Source organism: Paraburkholderia bryophila (assembly GCF_013409255.1).
In the GTDB taxonomy this organism is placed as follows: Bacteria; Pseudomonadota; Gammaproteobacteria; order Burkholderiales; family Burkholderiaceae; genus Paraburkholderia.
On the sequence record NZ_JACCAS010000001.1, the window covers coordinates 2,436,338 to 2,448,747 of the forward strand.

The 12,410-nt window shown below is 62.8% G+C and carries 15 protein-coding genes; 3 read left to right on the forward strand and 12 right to left on the reverse strand.

Annotated features, from left to right (window positions below):
• Positions 1-75: 75 nt before the first annotated feature.
• Complete coding sequence (locus GGD40_RS10775) at positions 76-810, reverse strand: GntR family transcriptional regulator (RefSeq protein ID WP_179743668.1); 735 nt, start codon at positions 808-810, stop codon at positions 76-78.
• A gap of 372 nt (positions 811-1,182) precedes the next feature.
• On the opposite strand from GGD40_RS10775, the gene GGD40_RS10780 reads away from it, so the two are divergent.
• A complete protein-coding gene (locus tag GGD40_RS10780; RefSeq protein ID WP_179707042.1) occupies positions 1,183-2,109 on the forward strand; it encodes a bifunctional helix-turn-helix transcriptional regulator/GNAT family N-acetyltransferase in 927 nt (308 codons plus the stop codon).
• A gap of 5 nt (positions 2,110-2,114) precedes the next feature.
• On the opposite strand, the gene GGD40_RS10785 is transcribed toward GGD40_RS10780, so the two are convergent.
• Positions 2,115-2,927, reverse strand: coding sequence for a MetQ/NlpA family ABC transporter substrate-binding protein (locus GGD40_RS10785; protein WP_179707043.1), 813 nt, complete (start codon positions 2,925-2,927; stop codon positions 2,115-2,117).
• A gap of 228 nt (positions 2,928-3,155) precedes the next feature.
• Positions 3,156-5,036, reverse strand: a complete 1,881-nt coding sequence (locus GGD40_RS10790; RefSeq protein ID WP_257030392.1) for a methyl-accepting chemotaxis protein — start codon at positions 5,034-5,036, stop codon at positions 3,156-3,158.
• Between the two features lie 243 nt (positions 5,037-5,279).
• Between GGD40_RS10790 and GGD40_RS10795 the strand changes: the two genes are divergently transcribed.
• Entirely contained in the window at positions 5,280-5,570 is a 291-nt protein-coding gene (locus tag GGD40_RS10795; protein ID WP_179743672.1) for a YciI family protein, read from the forward strand.
• Between the two features lie 131 nt (positions 5,571-5,701).
• On the opposite strand, the gene GGD40_RS10800 is transcribed toward GGD40_RS10795, so the two are convergent.
• The 5 genes from GGD40_RS10800 to GGD40_RS10820 all read right to left on the reverse strand — a co-directional run bounded on the left by GGD40_RS10800 (position 5,702) and on the right by GGD40_RS10820 (position 9,833).
• Entirely contained in the window at positions 5,702-6,319 is a 618-nt protein-coding gene (locus GGD40_RS10800) for an SCO family protein (protein WP_179743674.1), read from the reverse strand.
• A 9-nt stretch (positions 6,320-6,328) separates the two neighbouring features.
• Entirely contained in the window at positions 6,329-7,234 is a 906-nt protein-coding gene (gene cyoE / locus GGD40_RS10805) for a heme o synthase (protein WP_176059151.1), read from the reverse strand.
• Positions 7,235-7,240: 6 nt separating this feature from the next.
• Positions 7,241-8,350: a COX15/CtaA family protein gene (locus tag GGD40_RS10810; RefSeq protein WP_179743676.1), complete on the reverse strand. Its 1,110-nt coding sequence runs from the start codon at positions 8,348-8,350 to the stop codon at positions 7,241-7,243.
• Positions 8,351-8,372: 22 nt separating this feature from the next.
• Complete coding sequence (locus GGD40_RS10815) at positions 8,373-9,035, reverse strand: SCO family protein (protein ID WP_179707051.1); 663 nt, start codon at positions 9,033-9,035, stop codon at positions 8,373-8,375.
• 81 nt (positions 9,036-9,116) lie between these two features.
• Positions 9,117-9,833 (reverse strand): SURF1 family protein, encoded by a 717-nt coding sequence (locus GGD40_RS10820; protein ID WP_179743678.1) that lies wholly within the window; start codon positions 9,831-9,833, stop codon positions 9,117-9,119.
• A 114-nt stretch (positions 9,834-9,947) separates the two neighbouring features.
• Here GGD40_RS10820 and GGD40_RS10825 point away from each other — a divergent pair, with 114 nt between their 5' ends.
• The gene (locus tag GGD40_RS10825) at positions 9,948-10,157 is read left to right on the forward strand and encodes a twin transmembrane helix small protein (RefSeq protein WP_007179452.1); all 210 of its coding nucleotides are present in this window, start codon (positions 9,948-9,950) and stop codon (positions 10,155-10,157) included.
• Between the two features lie 200 nt (positions 10,158-10,357).
• On the opposite strand, the gene GGD40_RS10830 is transcribed toward GGD40_RS10825, so the two are convergent.
• The 4 genes from GGD40_RS10830 to GGD40_RS36665 form a co-directional block, all read right to left on the reverse strand.
• Entirely contained in the window at positions 10,358-11,215 is an 858-nt protein-coding gene (locus GGD40_RS10830; protein WP_179707055.1) for a cytochrome c oxidase subunit 3, read from the reverse strand.
• A 132-nt stretch (positions 11,216-11,347) separates the two neighbouring features.
• Positions 11,348-11,557 carry a DUF2970 domain-containing protein gene (locus GGD40_RS10835; RefSeq protein WP_179707056.1) on the reverse strand — a complete coding sequence of 70 codons (210 nt, stop codon included), beginning with the start codon at positions 11,555-11,557 and terminating at the stop codon, positions 11,348-11,350.
• 38 nt (positions 11,558-11,595) lie between these two features.
• A complete protein-coding gene (locus tag GGD40_RS10840; RefSeq protein ID WP_179743680.1) occupies positions 11,596-12,219 on the reverse strand; it encodes a cytochrome c oxidase assembly protein in 624 nt (207 codons plus the stop codon).
• 42 nt (positions 12,220-12,261) lie between these two features.
• A complete protein-coding gene (locus tag GGD40_RS36665) occupies positions 12,262-12,396 on the reverse strand; it encodes a cytochrome oxidase small assembly protein (RefSeq protein WP_035553669.1) in 135 nt (44 codons plus the stop codon).
• Positions 12,397-12,410 lie beyond the last annotated feature (14 nt).

The following is a 12,410-nucleotide window of genomic DNA, read 5'->3' on the forward strand; positions in this document are numbered from 1 at the left end:
CGGGGTGTGGCTGAATCGCGCTCGATGTCGCCGCGTCGCCCGGTGGACCTCGCGGCTCGCCGGCAGATCAGCCAGTCAGGTTCGCAATTCAGCGACGAAGTCGTAGTAATCGTCGCGGCAATACGTGTCGGTCAGTTCGATGGCGCGCTGGTCCGCGCTATAGCCGATACGGGTAATGACCAGCAGCGCGGAGCGCGGTTCGATATCCATCAGCGAAGCAATCTCGCTCGACGCGTTGACCGCCCGGAAGTGCTGCAACGCGCGTACCACGGCCTGGCCGCGTTGTTCAAGATGCGCGTAGAGCGACACGCCGATCGCTTGCGGGTCGGGCACGATCGCCGCCGGCAGCGCGGAATGCTCGACTGCCATCACGATGCCGTCCGCGCGCCGCAGGCGCCGCAAACTCGCCACCGCCGCGCCGGGCGACAGACCCAGATGCACCAGTTCGTCCCGATTGGCGGCGCGGATATCGCGCTCGAGCCACACCGAATCCGGGCGGAAACCGCGTTGCTGCATCTTCTTCGTGAAACCGGTGAGGCGCGACAGCGGATCTTCGACCCGCGGCGTAATGAAGCTGCCCGCGCCGCGAGCGCGCCGGATCAAGCCTTGCTCGACCAGCAGTTCGATCGCCTTGCGCGCGGTGATGCGCGACACGCCGATCGCGTCCGACAACGTGCGCTCCGACGGCAGCGCCTCCCCCGCCGACCAGACACCACAATGGATCGCCGTCGCCAGATTGCGCGCGAGCTGCAAATAGAGCGGCGTGACGTTGCGGGCGTCAGGCGTCAGTGCGGACCAGCGAGTTTCCATGGGGCTCCGGGGGCCGTTGCAGGGATGTCGGCCGACGAAAAATGAGAGCCCATTATATAACCAACATAATACCAGTCAATCAACTGGTATCAAGTTGGTCTGGACCGCCTGAAAGCCTTATACAGCAAGCGTTTGCGGGATTTGAGAAGGTGCTGGACGGGGCTTTCCGGAGCCCAGGACTTACCCGTATTCGGGCTTCCGAAAGCGTATCGGTGGAGCCCATGCCGGTCCCCAACTGGTCTGATGAAAACCGCGATCGATACCTGTCTGATACCAGTGCGTCTACCTCGCGATCGGCGCGGCTTTTTTAATGGGATACCTTCCAATATAGTGCTGGATACGAGGCCATAAAAATTCCCCGGGGAGCAGCATTTGACCGATTCCGAGGCGCTGCGGCGCGCTCAGGCCGTCCGCCATTTCAACCGCTTCTACACCCAGCACATTGGCGCGCTGCACGAGCACTTGGCAAAGAGCGCGTTTTCGCTGACGGAAGTGCGCGTGCTGCACGAACTCTCTCGCGGACATGCGCAAACGGCCTCGGTGCTCGGGCGCGCGCTCGGCCTCGATAGCGGTTATCTGAGCCGCCTGCTGACCAGCTTCGAACGACGCAATCTGATCACGCGGCGCCCGTCGGATACGGATGCACGGCAGTCGTTGATCGCCCTCACCGACAACGGCCACGCGGCCTACGCGCCGCTCGATACCGCGGCGATCGAAGAAGTGTCGGCGCTGCTCGAAGGTCTGACGCCACTCTCCCAGGAACAGTTGATCGGTGCGATGAAGCTGATCGAGCGGCTGCTGCGCGCTCAGCCGTCGCATGAGCTCGTGCTGCTGCGGCAACCGCGTCCCGGCGAATGCGGCTGGCTCGTGCATCGGCAGGCGCAATGGTTTGCCGCGCAATACGGCTGGGATCGTTCGTTCGAGGGATTGCTGGCGCGGGTCGTCGCGGACTACACGCAGCGCGGCGATCCGGTGCGCGAGATGTGCTGGGTCGCCGATCAGGAGGGCGTGGTGGTCGGCTCGGTGTGCATCGTCGGGGTGTCGACGACGGTGGCGGGCGTGCGGCTGTTGTGGGTCGAGCCGGATTTGCAGCGGCTCGGCATCGGCACGCAATTGATCGGCGAATGTGTGCGTTTCGCGCGGCGCGCGGGCTACACGAAGCTCACGTTGACCACGGCGCTTTCGCTTGCGGAGCCACGGCGCCTGTGTGAGCGCGCCGGTTTTACGCTGGCCGGCACGGCGCCGGAGCGCCGCTTCGGCAAGGATCTGACGATCGAGCGATGGGAGTTGGAGTTGTAGCTAGCTTAGAACGACGGAACCATCGAACCCTTGAACTGCGTCTTGATGAACTGACGCACGTCTTCCGACTGATACGCGGCGACCAGCTTCTTCACCCACGGCTTGTCCTTGTCCTGCGCGCGCACGGCGATCAGGTTCGCGTACGGGCTGTGGATGTCTTCGAGCGCGATCGCGTCTTTGGTCGGCTGCAGGCCAGCGGCCAGCGCGAAGTTCGTGTTGATCACGGCGGCGTCGACGTCCGACAGCGAACGCGGCAGTTGCGCGGCGTCGAGTTCGATGAGCTTGATCTTCTTCGGATTCTCGGCGACGTCGAGCGGCGTGGCGTTATTGCCGTTCGTGCCCGCACCGGCCTTCAGCTTGATCAAGCCTTGCGCCTGCAGCAACAGCAGCGCGCGATTTTCGTTCGACGGGTCGTTCGGCACCGCGACCTTCGCGCCTTGCGGCAGATCCTTCACCGACTTCAGCTTCTTCGAGTAGATGCCGAGCGGCGAGATGTACGTGAGACCAGCGTTGACGATCTTATAGCCGCGCTGCTTCACCTGGCTGTCGAGGTAGGGCTGATGCTGGAAGCTGTTCGCGTCGAGATCGCCCGCGTCGAGTGCGGCGTTCGGCTGCACGTAGTCGTTGAATTCGACGACCTTCACGTTGAGGCCTTCGCGCTTCGCTACTTTCGTGACGACGTCCCAGATTTGTGCGTCCGGGCCGCCGATGGTGCCGACCTTGATCACTTTGTCGTCGGCATGGGCGCCGCCGCTGGTCACGATCGCCGCGCCGACGATCACTGCGGAGAGGGCTTTGAGGATGTTTCTGCGCTGCATTTGATTCTCGCTGGTTCCAGTCGATCCGATGGGCTGATCGACGCTCTGATCGGTGTCAGATTCGGGTGAAAGTTGGCGCGCGTGCTGCTTTTGGCAGTGCGGCGCCAACTGGACCGTAAATGGTCTCATAGGCCCGGCGAGATGGGAAATATCACGATCGCATATAGGTATGCATCGGGAGCGGCCGCGTGCGGGATGGGCACGCGGCTGGGTTGGGCTTCGACTACGTTAGAACGTGGTCCAGTCTTCGTCGGAGGAGGCGGATTTTGCTGGCTCGGCGGAGACGCGTGTCGGAGCCGGCGTTGACCTGGGGTTCGCTGCGGGCTTCGCGCTCGCTGCCGTCGCATTCGATGTCGTGGATGCCGCGGCGGCGGACGCCGACAACTTCGGTTCAACCTGCACCGATGCCGATGCCGGCGTGTGAGTCCGCGCCGAGCCCGTTGCGTTAGTGCCCCGCTTCGAAGCGCTTTGCGCCGCCGCCGGTTTGGCGTCGCGCGAAGTGACCGCTGCCAGTCGCGTCGCAGCCAACGAGACCGATGAACCAGCCGCCGCGGCCGCCCCGCCATTCACCCGGAACGCACTCACCGTATCGCGCAACCGCCCTGCCTGATCCTGCAACGAAGCGGCCGCCGCCGCAGCCTGCTCGACCAGCGCGGCGTTCTGCTGCGTGACTTCATCCATCTGCGTGACCGCACGGCCGACCTGCGCAATGCCCGTGCTCTGCTCTTCAGACGCCGCCGCAATCTCACCCATGATGTCGGTCACGCGCTGCACGGCCTGCAGAATCTCGCCCATCGTCGTGCCGGCCTGCTGCACCAGCGTCGAGCCGTTATGGACGCGCTCCACCGACGCGCCGATCAACTGCTTGATCTCCTTGGCCGCCGTGCCGGAACGCTGCGCGAGGCTGCGCACCTCGCCCGCGACGACCGCGAAACCACGGCCCTGTTCGCCGGCGCGCGCGGCTTCTACGGCCGCGTTCAACGCGAGAATGTTGGTCTGAAACGCGATCCCTTCGATCACGCCGATGATGTCCGCGATCTGCCGCGAACTGTCGTTGATCTCACCCATCGTGCCGATCACGCGGCTCACCACGTCGTTGCCGCGCGTCGCGATTTCGGATGCGTTGTGCGCGAGCCCGCTCGCCTGACGCGCGTTGTCGGCGTTCTGCTTGACCGTCGCGGTCAGCTCTTCCATGCTCGCCGCGGTTTCCTGCAACGACGCGGCCTGCTGCTCGGTGCGCTGCGACAGATCGTTATTGCCCGCGGCAATCTGCTGCGTCGCCGACGCAATCGATTCCGACGAATGACGAATCTCGCCGATGGTCCGTTGCAAGCGATCCTGCATGCCGTGCATCGCCGCCATCATGCTGGTGGTGTCATGCGGACGCACGTCGACGACTTGCGTCAGATCGCCTTGCGCGATACTCGCCGCGATCCGCGCCGCCTGATCCGGCTCACCGCCGAGGCTCGCGCGCACGTTGCGGATAATCAGCAGCATGGCGAGCGTGATGATCGCGCCGATCACCAGCACCACGGCCAGGTGCAGCGACAACGTCTCGTAGTAGACGGTGTCGATGTCCTTGATGAACACGCCGCTCGTGATGTTCCAGTCCCACGGCGCGAAACGCACCACGTAGCTGATCTTCGGCACCGCCGTTTCGCTATGCGGCAGACGTCCGCGATATTCGGCGAAGCCGCGGCCGCTTGCTTTGGCCGCGTCGATGATTGCGACATACAACAGCTTGCCGTCCGGGTCCTTGAAATCGCCGACGGGTTTGCCGGTCATTTGCGGCAGCGTCGGATGCATCAGCACGACCGGCTTCGAATCCATCACGAACAGATAGCCGGATTCGCCGTAGCGCATGGTCGCGAGACGGGCGAGCGCTTCGCGCTGCGCGTCGGCCTCGCTCATCTTGCCGCCCTGCGACAGCGTGTAATAACCGTTCACGACGCCCTGCGCCGCGTCGACGAGGTTCACCATGCCCGCCTTGCGCTCGGCCAGCATCGTGCTACGCGTTTCGACCGCGCTCCACAGCCCGACGCCGAGCAAACCCAGCCAGACAAGGGCGAGCGACAGCCACAGTTTGCGATTCAAACTCATCCTGCTCATTGTTATGGTCTCTCTCGTGTGATCCGTTTTCAGCTTGCTTCAGCTTGCGAGTGCGGGCGCGTGCTTCGTCATCGTGACTGCCCGCAAACGATTGCTCCATTTATAACGGCATGGCACGCGGCCAACTTGAGGGAAGTTGTAAGGAAACTGATTGTTTCGCAGCATCGCACGCGCTCGAGTTGATCGCGCGCAATAAGTCGTCCGCTGACCGATAATCGACGCCTGGGAGAAAAGAGAACCATCATGTACGTCATCAACCTGAGCTATATCGCATCGCTCGAACGCGTCGACGACGTGCTCGACGCACATCGCGCGTTTCTGACAAGGCAGTTCGAAGCAGGCGTGTTCATCGCGGCCGGACCGAAGGTGCCGCGCGATGGCGGCGTCATTCTGGCGGTGGGCGTCGAGCGTGAAAAACTGGATGAGATTCTCGCCAGCGACCCGTTCGCGGTGCAGCAGATCGCACGCTACGAGGTGACGGAGTTCAAGGCGACGCGGCTAGCGCCGGGTTTGAATTTGCCGATGCCGGCTTGAGGGTTACGGCGGAAGGAATGAAGCGAGCGGAGTTGACGCGCTGAAGTCTGACGCGGCGCGAATTCAACCGAGCCGCGTACCGAGTCGAAACGGGCACCTGCTTCAAGCACGCGCCCGCTTCCATCACAGCATCAATCGAGCAGCAGCTTGATATCGTGCACCCAAGGCGTTGCACCTTGGCCGTCGCGCGCGAACAGACGCAACTTGCCGTCCGTATCGAACACGTAGCTCGCGGCCGTGTGATCCATCGTGTAGCTGTCCGGCGTCTTGCCCGGCACCTTCGCGTAGTAGACGCGGAAGTCTTTCGTGATCTTGGTGAGCTGCGCCTGATCCGCCGGACGCAAACCGACGAACGTCGGGTTGAACGCCGGCACATATTGCGCGAGCAACGCCGGCGTATCGCGTTCGGGATCGACGGTGACGAACAGCACCTGCACACGCTTCGCGGCGTCCGGCCCAAGCTGCTGCAGCGCCTGCGAAAGCTCGGCCATGGTGGTCGGGCAAACGTCCGGGCAATGCGTGTAGCCGAAAAACAGCACCACCACTTTGCCCTTGTAGTCGGCCATGGTACGAACCTGGCCGGACGTGTCGGGCAACGAGAAGTTGCTGCCGAATTGCGTATTGCCGGTGATGTCGAGATTCGTGAACGCCGGCGGCTGTTTGCCACAGCCTGCGGCGATCAACGCGGCGCCGAGCGCGCAAGCCATCACAGCGGCACGCGCACTGCGTGCGAAGCGGTTCTTGAACATGGTGTGGTGTTACGCGCCGATCAGGACGCGCGCATAGTGGTCGATCAGCAGCGCGGCGAACAGCAGCGACAGATAGACGATCGAATAACGGAACATCTTGCGCGCGAGATCGTCCGAGTACTCCCGGTAGATCTTCCAGGCGTACGCAAGGAATAGGGCGCCGAGCAGCACGGCGGCCGCGAGGTACACCACGCCGCTCATGCCGGAGATGAACGGCATCATCGTGACCGCGAACAGGATTACCGAGTACAGCAGAATATGCAGACGCGTGTACTGCTCGCCGTGCGTGTTCGGCAGCATCGGCAGGCCGGCGTTTTCGTAGTCTTTGCGGCGATACAACGCGAGCGCCCAGAAATGCGGCGGCGTCCACACGAAAATGATCAGCACCAGAATCCATGCGTCGCCCGGCACGTGACCGGTGACCGCGGCCCAACCGAGCGCCGGCGGCATCGCGCCCGAAGCGCCGCCGATCACGATGTTCTGCGGCGTGGCCGGTTTGAGCAACAGCGTATAGATGACCGCATAGCCGACGAAAGTGGCCAGCGTGAGCCACATGGTCAGCGGATTCGCGAACGTGTAGAGCGTCCACATGCCGAGCCCGCCGAGCACGGCGGAGAACGACAGAATTTGCGGGGTGGTGATTTCGCCGCGTGCCGACGGACGCCATGACGTGCGCCGCATCTTCGCGTCGATTTTCTGTTCGACGAGGCAGTTGATCGCGAACGCGGCGCCGGCCAGCAGCCAGATACCGACGGTGCCGCCGATCAGCTTGGTCCACGGCACCATGCCGGGCGTTGACAGAAACATACCGATGACGGCGCAGAACACGGCGAGTTGCGTGACGCGCGGCTTCGTCAGGGCGAGATACTGGGAGACCCGGCTGCCGGGCGTTTGGGAGAGTGTTGTGCTGTCCATGTGGAGTCACGCTGGCGCGGCATCGCGCGCGGGAAGCGCGGCGCGGCCGGGACGGCTATAAGCGATCCGAAAGTTTAACATAACGAGCAGAAGCAGCAGGACGGCGGCCCCCCCGTTATGCGCCACTGCAATGGGCAACGGCCATTGCAGAACGATGTTCGACAACCCGGTGATGAACTGGATCAGGACCACCAGCAGCACGCCATTCGCCGGCCGTCGCAGCGACTCGAAACGGCGCAGTTTCAACGCAAACCAGACCAGATACGCGACCACCACGATCGCAAACGTGCGATGCGTCCAGTGGATCGCCACCAGCGCGTCCTGCGTGATCATCTCGCCGTCGCCGGTCATGCCGAGCGCGCGCCACAGGTGAAAGCCGTGCGCGAAGTCCATCGGCGGGATCCATTGGCCGTTGCAGGTCGGGAAGTCGGTACAGGCGAGCACCGCGTAGTTCGTGCTGACCCAGCCGCCCAACGCGATCTGCGCGACCAGCAGCGCGAGGCCCGCGAGCGCCGCGACACGCCAGCGAGCGGCTTCGGGCTCATAGGCGGGCAGCGGCGTTTGCCGCGCGGCCAGCCAGCCGAGCGTGCCGAGCAGCGCGAGGCCGAGCAGCAGATGCGTGGTCACGATGATCGGTTGCAGCTTCATGGTCACGGTCCATGCACCGAACGCGCCCTGCACGAGGATCAGCAGCAACAGCGAAGTCGGCCACCACGGCGACACATGCAGCGGACGGCGCTTGATGCGCGCGGTCCACGCAATGATCGTCTGCGCGATGATCAGCACGCCGATCGCCATCGCGAAGTAACGGTGGATCATTTCGATCCACGCCTTCGTCAAACTGACCGGCCCGGTGGGCATCAACTGATGCGCCGCGCTGATCGCCGCATGCGCGATAAACGGCGACGACGTGCCGTAGCACCCCGGCCAGTCGGGACAGCCGAGCCCGGAATCGGTGAGGCGCGTGAAGCCGCCGAACATCACCAGATCGAGCGTCAGGAAAGTGGTGAGCCAGACCAGCTTGCGGAATTTGTTGTCGTCGGCCTTGACCCACACGTAGGACAGCGGCAACAACGCGATACACAAGCCGATCAGGGCCAATTGCAGTACGAACATCTCTCTTACCTTGGTTGCGGCATCAACCGATGCTCGACCATTTGAGCAGCTTGGTCACGTCGCCCTTGATCTTGCTCGGGTTCGGATCTTTCGGGAAACGCATCATCAGATTGCCGTTCGGATCGACCAGATAAATGTGGTCGGTCACCTGGGTGCCGATATCGGTCGGCAACCAGGCGGATACCTGGGCCTGATCGGCGATCAGCATGTCGGTATCGGGATACGCCTTTTGTATCACGTCACCGACATTGCCTGCATCGGTGCGCAGCCACACTTGCACGACGCGCTCGCGTTCCGGGCCCTGAGCTGTGCGGATTTGTCGCATGAAGTAGAGCTTCGTGACGCAGGCTTTGTCGCACGCGCTGTTGTCGACCGAGATCATCAGCCACTTGCCGCGCAGCGACGCGAGCTTGAGCGGCTTGCCGTCTTCACCGGTGACCGTCAGCGCGTCTGGAATCGGCCGCTGGGGCTCGACCAGCGTGCCGTAGCTCGTGCTGCCGCCGGTCGGCTTGATCACGTAATACGTAAAGTACGACACGACGATCGGCGCCGCGCAAATGACCGCCAGCAGCAGCAGGACCCAGCGGCCGCGTTGCCATGAGCCCTTGCCGTTGGGCTGGCCTGGCATCGCTTTCGGCGTGGCGGGTTTGCCGGCTTGCGGCGTACGGGGAGATTGCGTCGACACTACGGGACCTCACTTCAATGATTGCGCGGTTTGCGTCGTGCCTTGGGGAGCTCGCGCGAAACCGCTTGTGCTGTGCTTGCGTTATACGCCGGACACCGGCGCTTTTCTGCCCGCCCGGCGCGCGGCATATAGACCGAACACCAGCGCGGCGGCCGCCATGCCCCACCACTGGAACATGTAGCCGTAATTGCGCTCGACGCCGTTGTCGGGCGCGGGCCAATCGCGCACCAGCTTGTCGCCGTCGTCGCTCAATTGCTGGATCACGAACGCTTGCAGCGGCAAGCCGGTTTCCGCGGCGTACGCGGCGGTATCCAGATTCTGACGGATCAACTGATGCTCGGCCGAGCCGCCCTGCCCCAACTCGAATGCGCGCGTGGCGTCGGCCCGCGCAATGCCTTCGATTTGAATCTCGCCCTGCGGCGTACTGTACGGCGCGATGGTTTCGCGATTGTTCATATTGCGCGGCAACCAGCCGCGATTCACCAGCACGTAGCCGCCGTCGGCCAGTTTAAAAGGCATCACGACGTAAAAGCCCGGCTGATCGTTATACGGACGATTATCGAGGTAGACGACCTTGTCCGCGACGAAACTGCCACGCGCTTTCACCCGATGAAATTCGATGTCCTTCAGTGCAAGCGGCGTATTGCTCAGCGTCTGCGCGGGCGCGCTCTCGAACTGCGAGATATGCGCCTCGAGCGCTTCTTTCTGATGCGCGCGATCGCGCTGCCAGAAACCGAGCCGCACCGTTACCACGATCACCAGCAGAATCAGCAGAGCGGGAATGAGGCGGAATTTCATCGACCGCACTCCCCTGTCGCCGCTCGCGACGCCGCCTGGAAGCTACGGCAAACGCCGGCGCGCGGTGCGATAATAAACGTCTTGCCTCTGCGCTTTCGGGTTTCAGCTGGTTCCATGCACATTCTCGTTCCCATCGCCTTCGTTCTGATCATCGCCAGCATGGTGTCGGCGCTGTATTTCATGATGCATGACAAGGGCAAAACCAAGCGGATGGTCTGGTCGCTCGCCACGCGGGTGGGCCTGTCGATCTCGTTGTTCCTGTTCATCCTGTTCGCTCACTGGATGGGCTGGATTCAGTCGACCGGTATTCCGTACGGGCGCTGAGCCCGGCGGACTTTATCAAGCCTTCCAAGCGCTCCACGCTTCCCACGCCGCCAAACAAAACGCCGCCCTGACAGGGTCGAGGGCGGCGCTGCTTACGTGCTTTGCATACTGCTCGTGCGCCACGTCCTGAAGAACGTCACGCGAACGGCCCGCACACATTCCGGTTTGCCGGTCGGCGCAGGCCAGACTGCCCAACCTCGTTACAGCCAGTACACGACGATGTACAGCCCGAGCCACACAACGTCCACAAAGTGCCAGTACCACGCCGCGCCTTCGAACGCGAAGTGATGCTCCGCCGTGAAGTGGCCACGAATCAAGCGCACCAGCACCACCGCCAGCATCGTGCCGCCGAGGAACACGTGGAAACCGTGGAAGCCCGTCAGCAGGAAGAACGTCGAACCGTACACGCCCGACGACAGCGTCAGATTCAGTTCGTTGTACGCGTGAAAATACTCGAAGGCTTGCAGGAACAGGAAGCAGACGCCGAGCACCAGCGTAGCCGCCAGCCAGATGATCGCCTTCTTGCGATGATCTTCACGCAGCGCATGGTGCGAGACCGTCAACGTCGCGCCCGACGACAGCAGCAGCGCGGTATTGATGGTCGGCACCGGCCACGGCTGCATCGACTTGAAGGTCGAGACCAGCGCTGCCGGACCGTTGTTCGGCCACACCGCCGAAAAGTCCGGCCAGATTAGCTTGTAGTCGAGGCTGCCCAGTTGATGCAGCGCAATTTCACGCGCATAGAACAACGCGCCGAAGAACGCACCGAAGAACATCACTTCGGAGAAGATGAACCAGCTCATGCTCCAGCGGTACGACTTGTCGACATTCTTGCCGTACATGCCGCCTTCCGATTCCGCGATCGCATCGCCGAACCAGTGCCACAGCGTATAGAGCAGCCACAACAGACCGGCGACGACACCGATCGGCGCCCAGTCATGGTCGTTGACCCAGGCCGCTAGCGATCCGAGCATGACCAGCAACCCGGCAGCGGCGCTGATCGGATGCCGCGACGGATGCGGTACGAAATAGTACGGGCTCTCGTTTTGACCGCTCATTCTTGATTCTCCACTTCAGTCCAGTTGTTCCGGAATCTCCGGCTGTATCTTCAGCGGCGCGTCGAACCCGCGCCGCTTCACTCTAATTCGTGGGCCCTGCTGCGCCCCTCACTGCCGCTGCGTCCGACTGCCTCAGCCCACCACCGCGCGCACGACCAGGATCAACACGCCGATGAAAATGGCCGCGCAGATCAGCGCCGCCGCGATCACATGCAGCGGGTTCAGTTGCGTGGCGTCGGCTTCCAGATCGCTACGCTTGCGCACTCCGAAAAACGACCAGAACACGGCCCGCATCGACTGACCAAAACTACTCTTGCGCGGGGCGCTGCCGTTATCGCTCATCTTGTCCCGGTTTCCTTCGCCTGGGCGGGGGTAACCCGTCAGGCCGGATTGGCGGTCGTTGCCGCCGTATTGGCCGTGTTAGCCGTGGGGGTTGCGCTTCCGACCGTCGCCGCGGCCGGCGTGTTCAATTCAAAAAACGTGTACGACAACGTGATCGTCTTCACGTCTTTCGGCAGTTTCGGATCGACCACGAACACCACCGGCATCCGCCTCGTCTGATTCGCCGTCAACGTCTGCTGCGTAAAGCAAAAACATTCGATCTTCTTGAAGTACTCGGTCGCCTGCTTCGGCGCGTAGCTCGGAATGGCTTGCGCCTGAATCGTGCGCGCCTGTTCGTTGCTGACCTCGTACATCACGGTCGTCACTTCGCCCGGATGCACGTCGAGACTGCGTTGCTCCGGCTTGAAACCCAGTGGGCCGCGCGCGTTCGCATCGAATTCGATCGAAATCGTGCGGCTCATGTCGACCTGCGTGTTCTTCGCCTCGCGCGCCGTGGCATCACGCTGCACGAGGTTGTTAATGCCGGTGATCTGGCAGATCGCGCGGTACATGGGCACCAGCGCGAAACCGAAACCGAACATCATCAACGCGACGACGAACAGCTTGATCAGCATCGAACGGTTAAAAGAGCGGTCGGCCTGAGCCGGCGGTTGCGTCGACATCTCAATCCTCAACAAACCTGCGAACAGACGGCAACGGCCGAGTCAGGTGAAGAACCGCTGCTTGATGATGACGCTCGCGAAAAAGACCGCCGCGATGACGAACATCACCCAACCTATCCGCCTGTTGCCCGCGCGAATCTGCTCCGGCGACCGTCTTTCCTGTGGATTGCGCGTCATGCTCGATTTTCTGA

Excerpts from the sequence above, each read along its gene's own strand:
- GGD40_RS36665 (WP_035553669.1), bottom strand. The coding sequence starts at position 12,396 with ATGACGCGCAATCCACAGGAAAGACGGTCGCCGGAGCAGATTCGCGCG.
- GGD40_RS10810 (WP_179743676.1), bottom strand. The coding sequence starts at position 8,350 with ATGTTCGTACTGCAATTGGCCCTGATCGGCTTGTGTATCGCGTTGTTG.
- cyoE (WP_176059151.1), bottom strand. The coding sequence starts at position 7,234 with ATGGACAGCACAACACTCTCCCAAACGCCCGGCAGCCGGGTCTCCCAG.
- GGD40_RS10820 (WP_179743678.1), bottom strand. The coding sequence starts at position 9,833 with ATGAAATTCCGCCTCATTCCCGCTCTGCTGATTCTGCTGGTGATCGTG.
- GGD40_RS10835 (WP_179707056.1), bottom strand. The coding sequence starts at position 11,557 with ATGAGCGATAACGGCAGCGCCCCGCGCAAGAGTAGTTTTGGTCAGTCG.
- GGD40_RS10825 (WP_007179452.1), top strand. The coding sequence starts at position 9,948 with ATGCACATTCTCGTTCCCATCGCCTTCGTTCTGATCATCGCCAGCATG.
- GGD40_RS10775 (WP_179743668.1), bottom strand. The coding sequence starts at position 810 with ATGGAAACTCGCTGGTCCGCACTGACGCCTGACGCCCGCAACGTCACG.
- GGD40_RS10795 (WP_179743672.1), top strand. The coding sequence starts at position 5,280 with ATGTACGTCATCAACCTGAGCTATATCGCATCGCTCGAACGCGTCGAC.
- GGD40_RS10785 (WP_179707043.1), bottom strand. The coding sequence starts at position 2,927 with ATGCAGCGCAGAAACATCCTCAAAGCCCTCTCCGCAGTGATCGTCGGC.
- GGD40_RS10830 (WP_179707055.1), bottom strand. The coding sequence starts at position 11,215 with ATGAGCGGTCAAAACGAGAGCCCGTACTATTTCGTACCGCATCCGTCG.
- GGD40_RS10790 (WP_257030392.1), bottom strand. The coding sequence starts at position 5,036 with ATGAGCAGGATGAGTTTGAATCGCAAACTGTGGCTGTCGCTCGCCCTT.
- GGD40_RS10800 (WP_179743674.1), bottom strand. The coding sequence starts at position 6,319 with ATGTTCAAGAACCGCTTCGCACGCAGTGCGCGTGCCGCTGTGATGGCT.
- GGD40_RS10840 (WP_179743680.1), bottom strand. The coding sequence starts at position 12,219 with ATGTCGACGCAACCGCCGGCTCAGGCCGACCGCTCTTTTAACCGTTCG.